25 protein-coding genes are annotated in these 19,653 nt (G+C 54.5%); 16 read left to right on the forward strand and 9 right to left on the reverse strand.

The window, feature by feature from the left end; all coding sequences use genetic code 11:
* Positions 1-205: 205 nt before the first annotated feature.
* A complete protein-coding gene (locus NZD89_RS11045; protein WP_268007776.1) occupies positions 206-931 on the forward strand; it encodes a TVP38/TMEM64 family protein in 726 nt (241 codons plus the stop codon).
* A gap of 41 nt (positions 932-972) precedes the next feature.
* Here NZD89_RS11045 and NZD89_RS11050 read toward each other — a convergent pair whose 3' ends face one another.
* Both NZD89_RS11050 and NZD89_RS11055 read right to left on the reverse strand, forming a co-directional pair.
* Positions 973-1,173 carry a hypothetical protein gene (locus NZD89_RS11050; protein WP_268007777.1) on the reverse strand — a complete coding sequence of 67 codons (201 nt, stop codon included), beginning with the start codon at positions 1,171-1,173 and terminating at the stop codon, positions 973-975.
* Positions 1,174-1,459: 286 nt separating this feature from the next.
* A complete protein-coding gene (locus NZD89_RS11055) occupies positions 1,460-1,591 on the reverse strand; it encodes a hypothetical protein (RefSeq protein WP_268007778.1) in 132 nt (43 codons plus the stop codon).
* A 274-nt stretch (positions 1,592-1,865) separates the two neighbouring features.
* On the opposite strand from NZD89_RS11055, the gene NZD89_RS11060 reads away from it, so the two are divergent.
* Complete coding sequence (locus NZD89_RS11060) at positions 1,866-3,062, forward strand: MFS transporter (RefSeq protein ID WP_268007779.1); 1,197 nt, start codon at positions 1,866-1,868, stop codon at positions 3,060-3,062.
* A gap of 144 nt (positions 3,063-3,206) precedes the next feature.
* Here the strand turns inward: NZD89_RS11060 and NZD89_RS11065 are convergent, their stop codons facing one another.
* Positions 3,207-3,584 (reverse strand): DUF1284 domain-containing protein, encoded by a 378-nt coding sequence (locus tag NZD89_RS11065; protein WP_268008460.1) that lies wholly within the window; start codon positions 3,582-3,584, stop codon positions 3,207-3,209.
* A gap of 469 nt (positions 3,585-4,053) precedes the next feature.
* Here NZD89_RS11065 and NZD89_RS11070 point away from each other — a divergent pair, with 469 nt between their 5' ends.
* From NZD89_RS11070 to NZD89_RS11085, 4 genes are all read left to right on the forward strand, one after another.
* Positions 4,054-4,659, forward strand: a complete 606-nt coding sequence (locus tag NZD89_RS11070; protein WP_268007780.1) for a flavin reductase family protein — start codon at positions 4,054-4,056, stop codon at positions 4,657-4,659.
* A 299-nt stretch (positions 4,660-4,958) separates the two neighbouring features.
* A complete protein-coding gene (cysP, locus tag NZD89_RS11075; protein ID WP_268007781.1) occupies positions 4,959-6,032 on the forward strand; it encodes a sulfate permease in 1,074 nt (357 codons plus the stop codon).
* Between the two features lie 245 nt (positions 6,033-6,277).
* Complete coding sequence (locus tag NZD89_RS11080) at positions 6,278-7,189, forward strand: ABC transporter ATP-binding protein (protein WP_268007782.1); 912 nt, start codon at positions 6,278-6,280, stop codon at positions 7,187-7,189.
* Between the two features lie 5 nt (positions 7,190-7,194).
* Positions 7,195-7,983: an ABC transporter permease gene (locus NZD89_RS11085; RefSeq protein ID WP_268007783.1), complete on the forward strand. Its 789-nt coding sequence runs from the start codon at positions 7,195-7,197 to the stop codon at positions 7,981-7,983.
* A gap of 75 nt (positions 7,984-8,058) precedes the next feature.
* Here NZD89_RS11085 and NZD89_RS11090 read toward each other — a convergent pair whose 3' ends face one another.
* Positions 8,059-8,496, reverse strand: coding sequence for a hypothetical protein (locus NZD89_RS11090; RefSeq protein WP_268007784.1), 438 nt, complete (start codon positions 8,494-8,496; stop codon positions 8,059-8,061).
* Between the two features lie 117 nt (positions 8,497-8,613).
* On the opposite strand from NZD89_RS11090, the gene NZD89_RS11095 reads away from it, so the two are divergent.
* Together NZD89_RS11095 and NZD89_RS11100 are read left to right on the forward strand one after the other, a co-directional pair.
* A complete protein-coding gene (locus NZD89_RS11095; RefSeq protein ID WP_268007785.1) occupies positions 8,614-9,096 on the forward strand; it encodes a GNAT family N-acetyltransferase in 483 nt (160 codons plus the stop codon).
* A 135-nt stretch (positions 9,097-9,231) separates the two neighbouring features.
* Positions 9,232-10,107, forward strand: a complete 876-nt coding sequence (locus NZD89_RS11100) for an acetamidase/formamidase family protein (RefSeq protein WP_268008461.1) — start codon at positions 9,232-9,234, stop codon at positions 10,105-10,107.
* A gap of 70 nt (positions 10,108-10,177) precedes the next feature.
* Here the strand turns inward: NZD89_RS11100 and NZD89_RS11105 are convergent, their stop codons facing one another.
* Positions 10,178-10,825 carry a four-helix bundle copper-binding protein gene (locus tag NZD89_RS11105; protein WP_268007786.1) on the reverse strand — a complete coding sequence of 216 codons (648 nt, stop codon included), beginning with the start codon at positions 10,823-10,825 and terminating at the stop codon, positions 10,178-10,180.
* Between the two features lie 166 nt (positions 10,826-10,991).
* Between NZD89_RS11105 and metA the strand changes: the two genes are divergently transcribed.
* From metA to NZD89_RS11140, 7 genes are all read left to right on the forward strand, one after another.
* The gene (gene metA / locus NZD89_RS11110) at positions 10,992-11,927 is read left to right on the forward strand and encodes a homoserine O-acetyltransferase MetA (RefSeq protein WP_268007787.1); all 936 of its coding nucleotides are present in this window, start codon (positions 10,992-10,994) and stop codon (positions 11,925-11,927) included.
* Between the two features lie 259 nt (positions 11,928-12,186).
* Positions 12,187-13,158 (forward strand): cation diffusion facilitator family transporter, encoded by a 972-nt coding sequence (locus tag NZD89_RS11115; protein ID WP_268007788.1) that lies wholly within the window; start codon positions 12,187-12,189, stop codon positions 13,156-13,158.
* Positions 13,159-13,195: 37 nt separating this feature from the next.
* A complete protein-coding gene (locus tag NZD89_RS11120) occupies positions 13,196-13,360 on the forward strand; it encodes a hypothetical protein (RefSeq protein ID WP_268007789.1) in 165 nt (54 codons plus the stop codon).
* A 174-nt stretch (positions 13,361-13,534) separates the two neighbouring features.
* The gene (locus tag NZD89_RS11125) at positions 13,535-13,789 is read left to right on the forward strand and encodes a hypothetical protein (RefSeq protein ID WP_268007790.1); all 255 of its coding nucleotides are present in this window, start codon (positions 13,535-13,537) and stop codon (positions 13,787-13,789) included.
* Between the two features lie 152 nt (positions 13,790-13,941).
* On the forward strand, positions 13,942-14,262 hold the full coding sequence (locus tag NZD89_RS11130; protein WP_268007791.1) for an aspartyl-phosphate phosphatase Spo0E family protein: 321 nt from the start codon (positions 13,942-13,944) through the stop codon (positions 14,260-14,262).
* Between the two features lie 93 nt (positions 14,263-14,355).
* Positions 14,356-15,159, forward strand: a complete 804-nt coding sequence (lgt, locus tag NZD89_RS11135) for a prolipoprotein diacylglyceryl transferase (protein WP_268007792.1) — start codon at positions 14,356-14,358, stop codon at positions 15,157-15,159.
* 98 nt (positions 15,160-15,257) lie between these two features.
* Positions 15,258-16,169 carry a DNA-3-methyladenine glycosylase family protein gene (locus NZD89_RS11140; protein ID WP_268007793.1) on the forward strand — a complete coding sequence of 304 codons (912 nt, stop codon included), beginning with the start codon at positions 15,258-15,260 and terminating at the stop codon, positions 16,167-16,169.
* A 223-nt stretch (positions 16,170-16,392) separates the two neighbouring features.
* Here the strand turns inward: NZD89_RS11140 and NZD89_RS11145 are convergent, their stop codons facing one another.
* Positions 16,393-17,079 carry a polysaccharide deacetylase family protein gene (locus NZD89_RS11145; protein ID WP_268007794.1) on the reverse strand — a complete coding sequence of 229 codons (687 nt, stop codon included), beginning with the start codon at positions 17,077-17,079 and terminating at the stop codon, positions 16,393-16,395.
* A 255-nt stretch (positions 17,080-17,334) separates the two neighbouring features.
* On the opposite strand from NZD89_RS11145, the gene NZD89_RS11150 reads away from it, so the two are divergent.
* Positions 17,335-17,532 (forward strand): alpha/beta-type small acid-soluble spore protein, encoded by a 198-nt coding sequence (locus NZD89_RS11150; RefSeq protein WP_268007795.1) that lies wholly within the window; start codon positions 17,335-17,337, stop codon positions 17,530-17,532.
* 102 nt (positions 17,533-17,634) lie between these two features.
* Here NZD89_RS11150 and NZD89_RS11155 read toward each other — a convergent pair whose 3' ends face one another.
* Genes NZD89_RS11155 through queD form a run of 3 tightly spaced genes read right to left on the reverse strand, consistent with a single transcriptional unit; the run spans position 17,635 to position 19,577 of the window.
* Entirely contained in the window at positions 17,635-18,303 is a 669-nt protein-coding gene (locus NZD89_RS11155) for a haloacid dehalogenase type II (protein ID WP_268007796.1), read from the reverse strand.
* A 36-nt stretch (positions 18,304-18,339) separates the two neighbouring features.
* Complete coding sequence (locus NZD89_RS11160; RefSeq protein WP_438938755.1) at positions 18,340-19,101, reverse strand: 7-carboxy-7-deazaguanine synthase QueE; 762 nt, start codon at positions 19,099-19,101, stop codon at positions 18,340-18,342.
* Positions 19,102-19,106: 5 nt separating this feature from the next.
* Positions 19,107-19,577, reverse strand: coding sequence for a 6-carboxytetrahydropterin synthase QueD (queD, locus tag NZD89_RS11165; RefSeq protein ID WP_268007797.1), 471 nt, complete (start codon positions 19,575-19,577; stop codon positions 19,107-19,109).
* Between the last annotated feature and the right edge of the window lie 76 nt (positions 19,578-19,653).

Below are 19,653 nucleotides of genomic sequence, written 5' to 3' on the forward strand. Positions count from 1 at the left end.
TCATCCACCTTCGACCAGTTTCGTTGAATTCATCATAGTACGAACAAGTGTTCTCATCAAGCTCTTTCTCTGGCGAAGTCGATCTTTTTTTGCGACGTAGAGATTTCTAAGTTGTTCCTGCCGGGCATGCTGATAGATGGACGACCCGTATGGAGTAGGTTTCAGGTGAACGCTGGTCTCGACCGACAGGAGTGGAAACAACTGCATGGATACTGAAGCAAGGTCTCGAGTCTACAAGAAGCGCAGACACGGTAGAGACCGGTCCTCGTATGCGGGCGCGCCGCGCAGAACAGGGAGCATGGTCTCAAGCGCCGTCATCATCCTGGTATTTGCGTTGCTCATCGTACTGTTTTTTCGGCTTGACCGCGCCGACGCACTCTCGAGGGTGATTCAATCGACCGGACTGCTCGGAATCCTCATTGCCGTAGTGCTTATGGCGGTTCTGAGCATTCTCCCTTTGCCTTCGGAATTTCTGATGATCGTGATCATGAAAATCTTCGGTCCATGGTGGGGGATACTACTCAGCTGGATAGGTACCATGACCGCGGCGATAGTGACGTTTTTGCTCGCCCGCCACTTTGGCAGAAGACTGCTGAGCCACTTTATCTCCGAGGACCGGTTCGGACAGATCTCGAATTGGATTGGCAACCGCGGAATCTCCGGGTTGATTATGGTTCGAATCATTCCGTTTCCTTTTATCGTCGTGAATTATGCCGCTGGGGTGTTGAAAAGCATCCGCCTGCGCGACTTCATATGGACTTCGGCGGTTGGTGGAATCCCCTATTACATCGGGGCGGCCCTGGTGTTCTTAGGCGTGTCCAAGCGCTATCTCACCTGGCTCATCGTCGGTGGTGTCGCACTCGTCGTCGTCTGGATCGCAGGGTATTTGTTCAACCGTCACGTCCAGTGGATCAAGCGTTTTCTCCACTGACGTACTCGACTTGCCCGCGGGTGCGCTGCCGTAGGGGAGGCTCAGTGGCTGTCGACGAGCATCGCGGTCAAAAGGGCTGCACTCTCCGCCACAAGCGGAAAACAGAAATATAAAAATAGGGAGGGTGGGAGAAGCTGATCGATGCGAGTGTGGGAACGCCGGTGGGTGCGGTTCCACGCTTCCCACGAGACGACCTCGTACCTTTCTCGCCTTTTGCGGTGGATGACGACAGACGTAAACATTCGCTCAACTCCCGTCTGTTACCCATTTTATTTCGGCAGGCGTTGTACACATGTCAGTCCCCGATAAATTTGTGTGCCCCAAAAGTGGCTGACGCTTGGCAGCGTGCAATGAGACAAAAAAGGGGCTCTGCACAGTCCCTCGCGCAGAGCACACATCAAGTAGGTGCAGTTTCCGTCGGGCCGACCGGCCCTCCCACAGGTGAATGGTATAGCACGTTAAGAAAACCATATCACATCGCAACCGCAAAGGGACGCTTGATTCTATGTTTCATAAACGCGTTGTTGCCTACTGGTTGGCTTTCCAAAGTTTGATCACCTTGTCGAATGGCGGCAATCCCTGTTTGAGTCGCTCTTCAAACAGCGTTCGTTTGCAAACCACACCGCGAGATGCCGTCTTTGAGTGGCGCACCGTCTCCATGTACCTGACACCCGCTGGACACCGGATGGGACAGACTTCGCACACGTTGGAGGTCACCAGGGGCCACTGCTTTTGCCGTGGGGAATCCGAATATTTTGCCTTTTTTACTGGGGCCATAGCAAATCACGCTCCACCGATAATTGGACACCGTACAACGTATGCGAGATCGCCGTGGTCGGTGCGTTAAGGACAAGATGTCGCGCGCACACCATCGCAACTTGTCATTGCCAAGGGGAAAGCAGTCGTTCATATTAGTCGATGGGTGATGTGAATGATGAATCGGCGGATTATCTTTACGCTGTCGTTTGGCCATTTGGCGAACGACTTTCTCATCAACGTATTTACAGCTATCCTCCCGTTGCTGGTCATCGACTTTCATCTGTCATATGGCCAGGTAGGCGTTCTCACGATGGCCTCAAACGTGGCTTCGTCGTTGGTGCAACCGGTGTTTGGGTGGATATCGGACAAAAAGGGCATGCCGTGGCTGCTAGGACTGAGCGCCTTGGCTCTCTCGCTGGGGTTGTTGTGCGTCGAATTCGCACCGTCGTTCATCTGGCTGATCCCAGCAGTCGTCCTCAACGGTATCGGATCGGCAGCATTTCACCCCGACGCCAGCAGAGCCGTATTCTTCGCGGCAGCTGACAAGCGTGGTGCGGCACAGTCGATTTTTCAAGTGGGCGGGAACCTTGGGCTCGCCATCTCGGCTATCGCACTGCGCTTTCTCCAGGGTGTCGGGCTCTCAGGTATCGCCTGGCTGATGATACCGGGCGTCGTCTCAAGTGCCTTGCTGTTTTCTCTGACAAAGTGGTTTGCCGCTCGGCTTGCGGAGGGGGCCAGGCAAAAACAGTCGGTTCCCACGGCGTCTATCCCGGCGCGCCCGTCGAAATTGGGATTGTCGCTCCTCGTCTTTATCGTGACCGTTCGCTCGTGGATCGTGTCTGGGTTTTCCACGTTCGTTCCGCTGTACGTCATGGCCGAGTTCGGCGTAACGGCCCGGCACGTCTGGATTTATACCTTTGTGTTCCTGGTCTTTGGCGCCATTGGGACGTTGGCGGGTGGGCCGATGGCGGACAGGTTCGGGCAGAGAAACGTCATTCGGCTCTCGATGGTGGTCTCAACGCCGCTTGCAGTGCTGATGCCGTATATCCCGCGCGATCTGGTTTTAGTGGATTTGGCCCTGGTCGGGTTTTTCTTGCTGTCGACGTTTGCCGTGACTGTGATTTACGGGCAGGGGATGTTGCCGAACAACATTGCGATGGTTTCCGGCTTGCTCATCGGTTTCGCGGGGGGAATCGCCGGCTTGGGGATCATGCTCGTCGGCCATATCGCAGACGAGTATTCACTGCATGTGGCTTTAAAGTGGATTGTTTGGCTGATGCCGGCAGCAGCGTTGTGCACGTTGGCTCTGCCTGTCGATGCCGCGCGCCTTCGCCAACGGATACCGACTGCGCTGGGGGTTACGCCACGTTAATTGGCGGACACACTCCGCCGGCTGCGAAGTCCTTGGAGGGCCTTGTGAGCAAAGGGCTAATACAGTCCAAAAAAATGGCCGCCATCACGGCGGCCCAAAGGGTAAAGGGAAATTGTGTCCCATTCATTTTAACACAATACTGAATTATCGCGATAGTGCGTTAATTAAATAAAGTCCTTCTCCTCGATGGACTCGACGAACGCCTTCTTCGCACACGCCGTAGCCGCGCCAGGAGCAGGTGCTGCAGATGCGGGCGATATCCTCTGGCACGACGTGGTCGCGAATGCGTCGTTCCACTTCGGACCAGCGAATCCTTTGGCCGACTTCCACGCCAATTGTCTGTAGGATAGCGGCATCGCGTTCAAAGATGTGCGGATCTTCACAGTGACAGATCTGCTGCCTCGGGAACTTGGCGCACAAGTCGTCTGGGCCATGAACGATGAGGACCCATGACTCCGGGTTCTCGCGCAGGTGCTGATGCACCTGCGTCATATTCGCCACATATTCTTCGGAATACCCCATCCCGCGATAGCCGAGCAGGCAAAACAGATGGTGCCCGCGCAAACGGTACGTTTCGTGTTGTTCGGTCACGGCGATGCACACCCCCATTGGTTTTTCAGTCCTCGAAGACCTTCGAAGATCGGTTTTAGCAGCTCGTTAAGCGGTGTACAGAAATGATAACATAGAGGGGACGACCGGGTGACCGAGGACATCCTTTTTATGGATCTTGTAATTTAACGGGTATGATGGACGTTGAAGCACAGAAGGGCAGGGTTGGCGTCGATGAAGAAGTCATACCACTGTTGTGCAACGTGTCGGCACTTTCGCATCGGACGCGAGGCGGGCCGCGTGGATATCCGTTGCGATCGGTTAGGCTATGCGACAAAATCGCACTATCAGTTTTCGTGTTGGAACCCGCGTGTCGATATCGTGGAGAAAATGCGCAGACAGTCACAGGACACGAGCGTGAGAACTGCAGGGAGGGACGACAGTGCTAGCACTTAATCCAGACGAGATGAGTCCACGAGACAACTATAAATTTCTCATCGGCAGCATCATCCCACGGCCGGTGGCGTTTGTCACGACGAAGGCTGAGGACGGCACGCTCAACGCGGCCCCGTTTAGTTATTTCAACATCGTCTCTGCGACGCCGCCGATGATCTCGGTTTCCGTGCAGCGACAGAACGGCGTTCAAAAGGATACCGCGCGGAATGCGTCATTTTCCAAACAGTTTGTGGTTCACATCTGCGACGAGGAGAACGTGGAAAAGGTCAACGCGACGGCCGCTTCGCTCAGGCCCAACGAAAGTGAAATTGAGCGTGTCGGGTTGACGCCTGTCGTAAGTACGGTCGTCGACGTTCCAGGCGTTCGCGAGGCAAAAATTCGAATGGAGTGCGTCCTCGAACACGCCTTGGCGCTTGGGGGCAGTACACCTTCCTGCGATTTGCTCATCGGGCGGATTGTCCAATACCACGTAGAGGAGTCGTTGTACGAGGGCGGCCGGGTGAATCCACACGGATTGAATCCTGTGGCGCGGCTGGCTGGCAACGACTACGTTACACTGGGGAACATCTTCACAATCGCTAGGCCCAAGTGAGGCGATTATAAAAATATAACGACGAAAAGTTGTTCTGTTTCTCTATATACAGACGACTTTTCGTTTGTTAGAATGGCGGCAATACAGATTTGTTCGACCATTATCCTACTTCTTACAAATACACTCGGCATCTGCACGCTATTGGCAATCGGCCGTAGCGTCCCACGTAGTTCTCGAATAAGATCTCACCAAGGCTCTGTCACTTGCATAAGGAGATTCGTAATTTTGAGGAATGTGGTTCTATCGGGTAAATACCGAGTTTATTGATTTGGATAATTGGTCTTGGGAGGCCCGAAGATATGCTTATTATCGCATGGGTTATTGCCTTGTTCTTCGCGGCCAACATCGGAGCGAGTGGTACAGCGGCCTCCATGGGCGCCGCCTACGGCGCGGGCGCCATTAGACGAAAGTGGATGGCCCTTGTGTTGGTGGCTGCTGCGGCGTTTTTGGGGGCCGTCATCGGTGGCGGCTCGGTAGTGAAGACCATCAGCGGGGGGATTGTCCCGTCCCACGACATCACGGTGGAAATCACGGTGTTGATCCTCGCCTCTGCTTGTTTAACCCTATTTATTTCCAACCTGATTGGCGTTCCGCTGTCGACTAGCGAGGTGACGGTCGGTGCAGTGGTGGGCGTTGGGCTTGCGATTGGGCACGTGTACGGGTCGAAACTGATGTTTATTGTGTCTGTGTGGCTGATTATGCCGTTCGTCGCGATGGGTATCGCGTATCTGCTCGGAAAATTGATTCGCGTGCTCGAGCCCAAACTCTCGAACCTGTCCGCCGCCGCGAGGTACACCACTCTTTCCCTGACGGGGTTGCTCGTGCTCTCTGGGTGTTATGAGGCGTTTTCGGCCGGGATGAACAACGTCGCCAACGCGATTGGCCCGCTGGTCGCGGCGAACGTGATCAGCGTACACGCAGGGCTCATCTTTGGGGCGCTGTTCGTCTCGATAGGCGCGATGGTTCTCGGCGGGAAAGTGCTTGACACCAATGCGAAGAAAATCACTCAGTTGTCCGTTTTACAGGGTACGGCGGTCTCCTTGACGAGTGCGACGCTCGTACTCATCGCCTCGCTGTTCGGCCTCCCTGTACCCCAGACACAAGCCACCACGATGGCGATTTTCGGCGTCGGTCAGTCGAAAGTGGGGCGGGATATCTGGCGTCAAGATGTCGTCAAGCGGATTGTGAAGATTTGGATTGCTTCTCCGGTCTCCTCATTATTGCTGTCGTACGTGCTTGTCGAACTGGTGACGAATAGAAACCTGTCCGCGTTGTGGGTTGTGGCGGCGGTCATCGTGTTTGCTGGACTCTTGTGGATGTTTCGGCGCATGCGGTCGAGGCAAGCGTCTGTCGCACAACGAAAGTCCTTGTAAGTGAGTGCACCCTACTGTCGCGTTTCGGGCAGTTTCCCTTCCTAAGCGAGTCGGTTCAACGCAGATTTGGACGTTTCGCTGCTTGAGCCGACCCCAAGCACGCCGCTATTAACCTCCTTCGGAAGTTTCCCCTCGTTGCTACCGTGATTGGATCGAATGTAAATAACTTCCTTATCCCCTCCGGAAACCTGATATACTGTTGTATGTGCGTCATTTAGTCGACAAGGGACAATTGGAGGGCAGGCATGGCAAACGCTGTAGAACTCAGAAACGTCACGAAGACGATCGGCAACAAACAAATTGTGAAGAATCTCACATTAGACATTCCCGAGGGCGAAGTATTTGGCCTACTGGGTCCTAACGGCGCGGGCAAGACGACGACGATTCGAATGATGGTGGGCCTTATCTCGATATCGACAGGACAAGTCCTAATCAAGGGGCACGACGTGGCGAAAGACTACAAACGAGCCATTCACGAGGTTGGCTCCATCGTCGAAAACCCGGAGATGTACAAGTACCTGACAGGTTATCAGAACCTGGTCCAGTATGCGCGGATGGTCAGTGGTGTGGACCGCCGGCGGATCGACGAGGTGGTCGAGTTCGTCGGTCTGGAGAAGCGAATTCACGAAAAAGTCAGAAGGTATTCCCTCGGTATGCGTCAGCGGCTTGGGCTCGCGCAGGCCTTGTTACACAAACCCTCCGTGCTCGTCCTCGACGAACCCACAAATGGACTCGATCCCGCCGGCATTCGCGAACTCCGCGACCACCTTCGCTACTTGGCCAAAGAGGCTGGCGTTTGCGTGGTGGTGTCCAGTCACCTCTTGTCCGAGATGGAACTGATGTGTGACAAAGTGGCCATCATCCAGAATGGTGAACTCGTGCGCGTGCAAGACGTGGAACAGTGGACGGCGACTGACGACGCCGATCAGGACGTCGTGCTGGACGTCGGCGATGTCGCAACCGCCCAAGCGGTATTGAAGGAAATGTCTGGAGTCGAGCAGGTGACACTCCGCGGCTCCAAGCTTCAGTTCAGGACGCGCCGGGCGCTCGTACCGGAGTTAAATCGGCGGCTCGTGAAGCGAGACGTGCCTGTGTATGAAATGAGAGTGGTGACAAAGTCACTGGAAGATAGATTCCTCGAGATTACGGGAGGCTAAGCTAGGTGTTTGGACTCATACTCAACGAAAATGCAAAAATCTATCGCCGATCCCGCACCTGGATCTTCGTGGGCATCGTTCTCTTGACCCTGGTGGCAGCGTGTCTGGTGTCGCACCGCAGCTTCGCGGGAAGTGGGGCACAGGTGTGGAAGTTGATGGACGATGCAAGTGCTCTGACGATGCTCATTACCATCTTTGCAGCAGTCGTCGCTGGAGATAGTGTGGCTGGTGAATTTTCGTCAGGCACCGTGAAGCTCTTGCTCACGCGCCCCGTGTCCCGACTGCAAATTCTTTGGTCAAAATACCTCTCTGTGCTGTTGTTCGCATTTGGATTTGTCGCGTTGTTATTTATCGCCTCGTGGGTCGTCGGTGGGCTGGTATTCGGTTTCGGGGGAGCGTCCGCCAGTTATCAGTATGTGGATGCGCATCAAGCGCTGCAGCAAATCCCCTACGCTGCAGAAGTCATGCGCAGCTATGGATTTGCGCTCATTCCGCTGCTTATGACACTGACCGTATCGTTCATGATCTCCGCCTTATTCCGCAGCAGTTCACTGGCGATCGCCGTTTCGATTCTCCTGATGTTTGCCGGTACCCTCGTCGTGGGCGCACTCAGTCGGTATGTGTGGGATAAATACATCCTCTTCGCGAACGAGAATCTTGGGCAATATTTTGTCGGAGGTCCGATGGTACATGGGATGACGCTCGGATTTAGCGTCGTCGTCCTCGCTGTCTATTTCGTCCTCTTTCACGCCGTCGCGGCACTCGCGTTTCATCGGCGCGACGTCGCTTCGTAAACCGCGTTGTTCGCTACATTTTCCCCGACGACCTCCATGCGACTGTGCGTGGAGGTTTTTTGCATGGACATCGCCCTACTTTCCATTCGCCACGCGAACCGTATGCGCCAGTGTGAATCCGCTCGAGACGAGGACCGGGGCAATCAAGAGGAGCGTCAGGGTCAATGGCAGGTGGCCAATCAGGAAAACGCCCATGGAGATGCCCATGAATACGTTCATGAGGATGTCGGACAACCCTTTTAGGTCGGTGTTTCGTTCAATCATGATCCCTGCAGCGACCCCAAATGCGAAACTGAAGATACACCCCGCAGTCTTACTTCCGGTACAAAGTTCCATCACGAGTTGCATGGAGAACGTAAAGCGCATCAAACCAGAGTGAAGTGTGCGCTGTACGTCAGCTGTTAAATCGAGTCGTCGGCCATCGCGGGTCGCGGGGGACGGTTTCATCAGCGTGTATAAGAGACAGGTTTCCGCCACGGCGATCGGCAGCGTCACGCAAATGAGCCAAAACACATGTCCCACCTCCTCATCCAATCTATATGCAGGTGAGTGGGCTCCCTGTCCTCAACTCCTCGAATCCACCTATCCCGTGTGATAGAGTACAGATACGAAGACGCAAAGGAGAGTCGTATGGCTCATGAGACGATTGTGGTGCGCCGTTTGCGGGAGTCCGAACCCGCCCCGACGGAGTTACTCCTCCTGGCCGATCCGTCAGCGGACATGATTGACTCCTATTTGCCTCGCTGTGTGGTTTATGTCGCGGAACACCTGGACGCGGGTGTGGTCGGCGTCTGTGCGGTCCTGCCGACGAGGCCAGGGGTGGTGGAAATCGTCAACGTGGCGGTAGACGAAGCTTGGCAGCGTCAAGGCGTGGCGAGTGGCCTTTTGCGCGAGGTCATCGCTTTGGCGAAGGAGACACCAGCGGTAGGTAGATTGGAGATTGCCACGGGAAACTCCAGTTTCACTCAATTGCGTCTCTATCAACGGCTCGGCTTCCGGATGACGCACATCGAACAGGATTACTTCGTGAAGCACTATCCGCAACCAATTTACGAAGATGGCCTGCAGTGTCGAGATCTCGTACATCTCGCCATGGACATCCCAACAGGTTGATTTCTATAGAACTTTCATCCTGCCAGTTCGAAAGTAAGATGTGGCATTGTGTTTGGACTATTTGTAACTTTCATAACAACTTTGGTGTGAACGAGGACGGTGACGAACTTGCATTATCAGTTGAGTGCAGAGCGGATGATTTACGCGATGGCGCCTGAAAACGAGGCGGTGCTGGAGGTAGAGGCGGGATCGACGGTGACGATTGAGACCTGCGATTGCTTCGAGGGCCAAATTCAGGACGCGAACCAGGACTTTGGCACGCTTGACTGGGAGCGCATCAACCCTGCGACAGGTCCGATTTTTGTCCGAGGTGCAGAACCAGGGGACATCCTCGTGGTGCACATCGAGGACATTCAACTCGCTGATCACGGCGTCATGACGACTGGCCCGGGACTCGGCGTGCTCGGAGACGAACTCGCGGCCAACGCCATTCGCATGATTGAGATCTGCGACGGCAAAGCGATGTTCTCGACGGACATCGCTCTACCGCTTCGGCCGATGATCGGTGTCATCGGGACGGCCCCGGGGAGTGAGTCGGTCCCTTGTGGTACACCCGGTAATCACGGGGGGAACATGGACTGCACGCGCATTACCACCGGCGCGACATTGCTATTACCTGTCAACGTCCCGGGCGCGCGATTTGCCCTCGGCGACTTGCACGCGTCGATGGGGGATGGGGAAGTAGCCGTATGTGGGATTGAAATCGCCGGACGAGTCACGGTGCGACTCGATGTGCTGAAGGGGAAATCGTGGCCGTTGCCGATGCTTTTGAACGACGACGTCGTGGTGACCATCGCCTCCGAAGAGTCCCTGGACGATGCGGCAGTGCGCGCCACGAAGCAGATGGTCCATTGGCTGCACGACGAGTTTGGGGTGGAGTTGGCCGAAGCGACTTTTTTGTGCAGTGCGGCGGGGGACTTGCGCGTCTGCCAAATCGTCGATCCGCTGCGGACCGCCCGCTTCGAAATTCCACGCGCAATCGTGGCAAAGTTCGGATTTTCATTTGCGTGACGACGGTAGTTTTGAACTGGGCCGCCCCGCCAGCCGCGCCAAGGTGTCGGCGGACGGGGCGGCGTACTTCTCAAGCCCACTGTTTGGTGATCATGTACTTCTCGCAGATCTTTGTGCAGTGCAGACATATCCGCGAACAAGCTTGCGACTCTGGGTCGGGGAACTGCATGCATTCGTGGCCGCACATCCGACACACTTTTGCACAGTAGCGAAGTGCGATTTTCAGCATGGGACTGCGCCTTGCGATTTGCCGACAGGTCAGGAGGCAGACCTCGACACAGTCCTGCAACATGGCAATTTTCCTCGCGTGTATATGCGCGTCTGGCCGGCACATGAGCATGTGGATGGTGCGCTCACATGTGAGCATACAATCCTTGACCTGCTCGCAGATGTTTGGGCATTGGTGGACGGGGTGAGCTGCGAACAGGCCGGGATCGATTTCTACTTTTTCCTCTTCGAACTCATACTGCAGATACATGAATTGAGGCGCGGGCGCCGGTTTCGGTTTTGGTGCTGGTTTTTTGACGTATTGTACGTGCGGAGGGGACTCCGTTTCGATCTCCATCGACGGATAGGATGGGGACTCCTCCTCGTGGATCGGTGGTTTTGGCGGTACATGATAGGCTTTTTTGGGCTGGTATGAAGGTTTTGCCGGGGGTTTTCCCTCAGCTCGATAATCTGGCGTGAAATCTTGCTCCGCGTTATTTTCGTTTGGCACCGTGTATCCTCCTTACGAGTCTTTATTCCACACCCAGTAAATGCACGCACGTCACTGCGTGTGCCCGCCCATACGACGTTTGGGCACAAGGACAGTTGAAGTGATCAAAGTGTGCTAAACTGAACGAAGCCACTGTGGCAGGAGACCACATGAAGGGTGAGAGAAGATGCCAATCAAGATTCCAGATCATCTACCAGCGAAAGAAATTCTGCAATCCGAGCACATCTTTGTGATGGGCGAGAAACGTGCGTTTCAGCAGGATATTCGCCCGCTTCGAATATTGATTTTGAATCTCATGCCGATGAAGGAAGTTACGGAGACACAGTTGCTTCGGCTCCTGGGCAACTCCCCGCTCCAAGTCGAGGTGACGTTGCTTCGAATGCAGTCGCATGTGGCCAAAAACACGTCGGCAGAGCATCTGACCTCGTTTTATCAGACGTTTGACGACGTTCAACAACAGGCGTACGACGGCATGATCATCACGGGTGCACCGGTCGAACACTTACCTTTTGAGGAAGTCGGATATTGGCAGGAACTCTGTAGTATTCTCGAATGGACGAAGGAATCGGTGACTTCCACGCTCCACATCTGTTGGGCGGCACAAGCGGCTCTGTACTATCATTATCAAGTTGACAAATACGCACTGCCGGATAAGCTGTTTGGCGTATTCGAACACACGGTGAACGTCCGCTGCAACTTGACCAGGGGATTTGACGATGCGTTCTTGGTGCCGCACTCGAGGCACACCGACATACGGAAGAGCGACCTCGAGCGCGTGCCGGAACTCGATGTGCTCGCGGAGTCCGACGAGGCCGGTGTGTTCTTGGTCGCCACGCCGGATGCACGCCAAATTTTTGTGACAGGGCACGCGGAGTACGATGCGACGACGCTGTGGGACGAGTACAAGCGCGACCTCGAGCGAGGACTCGCAGTGCCGCTGCCGAAGTATTACTTCCCGAATGACGACGAGTCGCGCCCGCCAAGACATCAGTGGCGGTCGCATGCCAACCTACTGTTCTCAAATTGGTTGAATTACTGCGTATACCAGGAGACCCCGTACGATCTCAGTGGCCGCGTGAAGCGCCCGCAGTCGGTTGGATGAGGATGTTCCCACTTGTGGTCGTGGATGTTTAGGCCATGTGGAACAAGGGGAGAAGGGAGAATAGGGTCGTTTCGGACTGCACTCTCCTTCAGGACCGCTTTTGACAAAGGCCTGAATGATTTCAAGTCAGGCACGCAGGTGGATTCCATCCATAAACTATGGGGAATGGCGATCGGCCGCTGTCACAGGGCGTAATCCGTACGTGCGACAGGTCGCCGCGCCACAGTTTGTTTTGCGCCGGGGAAGGGGGATTGAGGGTATGGCACATCACCACGCGCATCATCATCACGACGCTGGCGGGCACCACCATCACGACGGCATTCTCCACACGCACGCGCCCGCTGGTAAAATGGGCAAGGCGTTTGTGCTGACGTGTGCGATTCTCGTCGTCGAGTTGATCGGTGGCATGCTCTCGCACAGTCTTGCTCTCATGTCGGATGCAGGCCACGTGTTGACAGACGTTTTCGCCATCGGTCTCTCGTGGTTTGCCATCAGGCAGTCCGTCAAACCAGCAGACGAATCGATGACCTTTGGCTATGCGAGGTCTGGCATTCTCGCGGCACAGGTGAATGGGCTGACGCTCATCGTCATCACGCTGTGGATCTTGGTGGAGGCGTATCGGCGCCTGCAACATCCTAGTCACGTTCATAGTCTGTGGATGTTTATCAGTGCCACCGTGGGGATTTGTGTGAATCTTTACCTAGCGCTCGGCATGCGGCACGAAGAAAATCTGAACGTCAAAAGCGCAGTTTTGCACATGCTCGGCGATGCCGCCGCATCCGCAGGTGTCCTCGTGGCAGGTATCATCATCTCGTTCACGCATTGGTACATCGTAGATCCGCTGCTCAGCATCGCCATTGCCGTTCTGATCGCGTTTGGCGCATGGCGGATCGTCCGCCAAACGATGAAGATTTTGATGGAAGGCACGCCGCAGACCATCGACTTTCGCGCGGTGGTCGACGAATTAAAGGCCCTGCCAGGGATACAGGATGTCCACGACGTCCACGTATGGGCGATTACGAGCGGTCAAAATGCGCTGAGTTGTCACGCGGTATTGGACGGAAATATGACCATCCGCGACAGTCAACAGATCCTGCGGGACGCGGAACACTCTCTGTCGCATTTTGGCATCGGGCACGTGACGATTCAAATTGAGGACGGAAGTCACCCACATGAGAATCGCGAACTGTGTTCGCACAAGGAAGACGTACTCGAACATCACCACCACTGAGTTTAGAGTCTCTATCCACGAAAGCAAGGTGAAATGGATGGATTTGTTTCAAGAGTCGGACAAGCGCCAAGACGCGCCGTTTCCTTGGCGATACGTCGCCGCGTTTTTCATTTGCGTCGCTTTGACTGGGCTCGCCATTCTCATCGCAATTGGACTTCACTTTCCGAGTCTCGTAATGACGTTCAGCTCGGGTGTCTCATAACCAAATGCTTCGTTTGTGGGCGCGATTGTACTCGATTGGAGCGAGTTTGACTGTTAACGGATTGTTGACGATGATTCCAGCCTCTCTCTGTGGGATGTGAACGTAGACGCATATCCTCAACGGTTTTGAGTAGGTATCATTAGATACTTGATGCGAAAGAGAGGAAGGACGGGCATGAACTCTTCAATTCGGTTATTCGCTGGCCTGATTGCGGCGTTCATCGCTTGGGCAGCCACGAGAGTACTGTCGGCTAGCCCAACAGTCGCACTGACCATCGGAACCTGCGTATTTGTCTTTGGAGTGTTGAGTACAGGGCGGACCTATCTACTGCAGCGTCGGCTCTTTCGAGGGGACTTGTGGGTCCAGCATTCAGCGCCTGTGGTGGCAGGTGCAATCGTGGCTACGATAGTCCGAATGACGCATTTCTGACCGGAATATTCGATACGGTTGGGGAATTTTCAGACTCCATCGACGGCCTTCGACAAACATGTAACGAATTCGCCGATTGTTCGTCACATTTATCATGCATATTTCGTCGTATACTGTTGATCATTGATTGCTCATGGTAGTGGAGGAGAACAATGATCAACGGGGATTGTAAAACGACCAGTGTGATTGATTACTTGCGCGACAAGATGATACTTCGGGCAGAAGCGACTGGAGATTTGTTACATCAGGACGTCATCCGCTTGAGTCAACGACTTGACCAGTTCTTGGTTCAAGCGCAGAAGTGCCTTCAAGGCGAGGTGACCGTGGCACCGGAAACGGACCCGACGCCATGGTGGCCCCTGCAAGCGGCCGGAGGTGAACCGCGTCCGACTATCTGGGCCCTACAGAACCGCGGCCGCAGGCATTTGCGCGTGGTCGGGGACTCGGGGCACGCCGTGTCCTACAGGCGCTAATCGCCTGAAGTTGACGCAGTCGTTTGGACAAGGTACGCTGTCTACTGTACATAGGCTTGTTTTGCCAACGCAATTAAGGATGTGACACTTGACGTGCATTCGTATTGGTTTCACATTGGCGCTTTTCCCGTTCGGTCGTACAGCACCATATTTGCCCTCGCTTTCTTGTTGGGGCTTGGCATTACGCTGTATTTCGCGAAGGCGAAAGGCAATCCAGGGGATTCGGAGCACTGGTGGAGTTTGGCACCGCTCTGCCTCGTCGGCGGGATTTTGGGCGCTAGGTTCTGGCAGGTATTTTTCTTCGACTGGGGCTACTATTCTCAATACCCTGGTCAGATCATTCAAGTGTGGCACGGCGGACTGTCCATTCAAGGTGGCATCGTCGGGGCTTTGATTGCCTCTATCGTCTATTTGTGGCGCAAGAAGCAGAGTTTCTTCCACTTCGCGGACATCGCTACACCAGGCATTCTGCTAGGGCAAAGCATCGGCCGAGATGCAGACTTCATGAATGGGAGCGCCTACGGGGCACCCACTCATCAGAACTTTGGCATCCTGTTTCCGACCGATACATTGGCTCGCCAACAATACGGGAACCAGCCGCTTTGGCCCGCGGTGATGTGGGAAGCGCAGGTCGACATCGTGCTGATGGCACTGTTGTTTGTCTTGTTGCAGCGAAAGAGCGGGTGGCCACGAGGCTTTGCTTTCGTGTACTACCTTATCGTGTACAACATCTGCCGATTCTTTCTGGAAATGTTGCGCGGTGATTCTCCGCGCGGCGTGTTTGGCTGGGATGCGGCTCAATGGACGGCACTCGCCTCCGCACTCGTCGGCGTCCTGTTGGCCATCTGGGTGTTCTGGAAATCGGATCGGAAAACGCCGCTCGGCATCGACAACTGAAATACTGTGTTCGACTCGTAGACGGAGTGCCGTTCAGGTACTCCGTTTCGTTATTGTGTGCTAACCCCGCGTACCCAATGTGTGTCAGGAGGAGTTACGTGAACACTTTACGGCTGGAATTGCCAGATTCGTTCGACTTTTCTCTGTCGATTGAGCGAAATGTGTTTGGTATTGGGGAACTTCAGGTCGTCCAGACGGATGCCGGTCCTGTCGTCTATCGCGCACTGTGGCGTCAGGGGGAACCCGTTGCGACCAAGGTTTGCGTCGAACGCCATCAATCGACTCTTCTCGTCGAGACGGCTGACGCCCTGTCGTTGGAGGAGGCGCGGGATGTCGAATCCCAAATCCGCCACTGGCTCGATCTCGACAGCGACTACGCCCGCATCAGGGATTATTTCGGGGCGGACACGACGATAAGACCGGTGGTCGATTCGCTTAGTGGTCTGCATTTGCAACGGGACATCCACCCGTTCGCTGCGTTGGTGCGCATGATGATCGGACAGCAGGTGAACGTCGCTTTTGCGACGACGCTCACCAATCGCTTGATCCATCTGGCGGGTCGTTATGTCGTGTGGGATGGAATGACAATACCGGTATTCCCGATGGCGTCAGAAGTTGCAGCCGTGTCCGTCGACGAGCTGAGACGTTTGCAATTCAGTTCGCGAAAGGCGGAGTACATCGTACAACTGGCGCGGATGGTAGACGATGGATCAATCGATTTGAGCGCTGACCACCTGCAAACGATGGACGATGACCAAGTGGTTGAATACCTCTGCAAAATCCGCGGCGTAGGGCAGTGGAGTGCACAGTGTTGTCTGCTCTTCGCCCTCGGGCGGCCGGACGTTTTCCCTGCATTGGATATCGGCCTTCTGGACGCGCTCGCGCGCCTGTACGGCGTCGCCAGGCCAAGTGCAAAAGAGGCGGCTCGAATGGTTGAAAAATGGTCGCCGTATCGCAGCTATGCGGCCCATTTTCTGTGGTGTGGCAGGAGAATGCTCGGCAAGGGGTAGCATGGCACAAAACCGTCTATCGTCGCATGCGGATAGAACATAAAAAAATTCGGCAACGTGCGTTCACGCTGCCGACAAGCGGGGTATTTCTGTGCAAAGAAAATGTTAGCATCTGGTCATACGCACTTCAAGCGAATGAATATGATTCATAACACAGAATGTGGATATTCACACAAACGTCACAATTGGTTTCGAATTGCGAACACTTACACGCCTGTGCTGATCATTGCGGCAATCGCGCAAAATCGTATCCCTCTTCGCGCAACAGGTCGATAATTTCCGGCAGCGCTTCGATGGTATAGCGGCTGTTGGATACGCCGTCGTGCATTAGAATGACGGCGCCTGGGCGGCACTGCTGAACGACTTGCCGTACAATTTGGTCCGCGTTTGTCGCCTTCCAATCCTGCGAGTCGACTGTCCACAAGATCACAGGATGACCTAACGTTCGGAGCGACTTTTCTTCGTTATCTGTAATCAAACCGCCAGGTGGCCGGTAGTATTTTGGGTAACTGCCCGTAACTTGATGAATCATTCCGTCCGTTCTCTTCACGTCTTTTTCGACCCATGCTGTCGTCTTCTCAGGAAGAAACTCATGTTGATAGCCGTGGTTTCCGACTTCGTGCCCTTCGACCACAAGCCGCCTTGCGATGGCCGGAAACTCCCGTACACGAAACCCTAAGACAAAGAATGTGGCTGGGACGTGCTTTCTCCTTAAGATGTCGAGGATTTTCGGCGTGTACAGCTTGCTTGGGCCATCGTCGAACGTCAGGTAGATGGTTTGGTCGTGCCCGATCTGGCGCAACAATTGCGCGTGTACGGGGCGCTTGTCCAAGATGGGACAAAGGATCAGTCCGATGGTTAGAAGGGGCGCGATGAACCGTCGTACCGTGCTCTTCAAAGTTCGCTGCATCTCCCGGGGGCCTCCTGCGTACTAACTCGGATATTGTCCATTCATCATCATTGCCTGTTCGAGTTCAATCATGTATCCCGTCGAGATGCGATGACGATTGAGCTGAGGGTGTATTGCTACCCTCTAGGTAATGAGTGAGACCGTTTCGGACCCAAGTTTCCATCGTTTCCCACACGATAGACATGTGTATAAGCTCTCTCTGGGTGGATCACAATATGGCTTGTCATCACCATAACCGATAAGGAGGAGTACACAATGGCAAACAACAACAACAGCAACGACAAATTGATTCCACAGGCAGAACAGGCTTTGAGCCAAATGAAGTACGAAATTGCATCGGAGTTTGGCGTTCAGTTGGGTGCTGAAACAACTTCTCGTCAAAATGGTTCGGTTGGTGGAGAAATCACGAAGCGCCTCGTGGCATTTGCTGAGCAAAGCCTCTCGGGCCGCTAATCCTCAAAGTTACACAATGAACGAGAGCCGTCACTTAGCGTGACGGCTCCTTCTGTGTTTATGCACGATTACGTGTGTCGGCGTTCGCCGAGGTACAACGTGTTACACAAGGCTTGTTAAATCTCCTAGCGAAGCAATCGTTCCGTCCGGTTTTGGGGGGACTTCGTCAGCTACCCGGCCAGCGCGGTTACACCAGTAGGTCTTAAACCCAAACGCCTTGGAGCCAGTGACATCCCAGTGATTCGACGAGACAAACACGACGTCCGCCTTGTCGCAAGTGAGCGTGTCCAGAACCAATTGATATGCTGCTCGCGTCGGCTTGTATGTACGGATGGGTTCTGTACTCAGAATGTAATCAAACGAGAACAGGATTCCTTGTGTATTGGTCAACGTCTGCAAGGACCGAAACGTACCATTGGACAGGATCAACAGCTTGTGCTGTTCCCCGAGCGTCTCAAGCGCCCCTTTGACGTCCTCGAACAGCGGCAGCGTATCATGAGCTTGAAGTAACCGCGGGACGAGTGTGGAGATGCGTTCTTCGTCCACACGTGCGTCGCGCAGCGCAAACCTAAAAGCGGCGTCCGTCGCTTTGTCAAAGTCCAGAAACCGATTCATCAGGACGCTGTTCCACGCGTAGTCCAGTTGCTTCGAGCGCCACGTCCGGCAAATTTCTTTCGCGGCCAAAGCATCTCCGATGAGCTCTGTCGCAGTGGCGACAAGAGCCTCTACATCAAACAAGGTGCCGTACGCATCAAATACAATGGCAGCCATACTCATCCTCCGTCCAGATACGCCCCGCTCCGGCGCTTACACCCCGCGGGCTGCAGGGTCCCAAATGACCTTGTGGATCTGCAGATTTAATTTCACTCGTTTTAACCCAGAACGCAAGATCTTCTCAACGAGCCGTTCGGGCGGCATCGTCTCCCATACGGGGCTAAAGAGGATGGTGCACTTCGGGTCATATTGCGATATGACGGCGACGGCGATGTCAAAGTCGTCGTCATTTGCGATGACAAACTTCAATTCATCTCGCCCTTGTAAGACGTTCAAGTGTTCGTGGACCATCTTGTCCATTTCACCGCTGTCCGGCAATTTGTAGTCGACGATGAATCGAACTTTGCGCTGCAGTAACTCGCTCTTCTCGCGCAGTACAGCAAACGGACGGACGTCAATCGCACCATTGGTCTCGATGTGGATGTCTTGAATGTGGTCGATCGCGGCAAGCGCTTCGATGAGCAGTTGCGATTTATGGCGGTGAATGAGCGGTTCTCCTCCTGTGAGGCACACGTTCTCCCAGCCAAAGTCCGAAGCACGCGCGGCAATTTCCCCGATGGTCGCCTCGAACTCCGGTTTCGCCGGCGCGTAGCTATACGGTGTATCGCACCAGGTACAGCGCAGGTTGCAGTGGAAGACACGGACGAACACGGTGGGATAGCCAGCACGCGTCCCTTCGCCTTCGACCGTCTCAAAGATCTCAACCATGGGAAGCGTCAGGGAAGAGGGGGTGGCATCCTTCGATTGCTCGTATCGGTCCAACCAGTCGTAGGGGGTATTTCGCGTTCCAATCATCTCCGTCATTCCACCCAGGCTCGCTTTAATGTCGCGCGACTTGTCGGCGTTTCGTAGAGGACCAGTTCCTCCAGGCGGATCTGCTGCGAAGCGTCAGTCTCGACCTGAAGTGCGCGTTCCAGTTGCTCCCACATCCACACAACCATGTTCTCCGCCGAGGTGTTCATCGCTGGGAGAACCTCGTTGAGGTATTGATGGTCGAGTTTGTCTTCGATGGTCGTTTGGTAAATCCGCTTGAGGTCGGAAAAATCGATGACCAGTCCAATTTCGTTGACGTATCCGCTCACCGTTACAACCAGACGATAGGTGTGTCCGTGCAGGTTTTTGCACTTCCCATCGTACAGATGTAAATGATGTGCCGCATCGAATGTAAACTCCTTCGTCAAGGCCACGCGGCGGCCGTGATAGGCGAGTTGATCCGCTTTGATGTCTTTTCCAAACTCCTGTAATTTGTCAGGGATTCGGTACGTTCCCACGAGTCAGCCCCCCGTTCAGTGTGAAACCTGTTTAAATACATAAAGGAAGCCCCAAACATGGGGCCTCGCTCGTCCA

Origin of the sequence: Alicyclobacillus fastidiosus (assembly GCF_026651875.1) — a bacterium.
Taxonomy (GTDB): domain Bacteria; phylum Bacillota; class Bacilli; order Alicyclobacillales; family Alicyclobacillaceae; genus Alicyclobacillus; species Alicyclobacillus fastidiosus.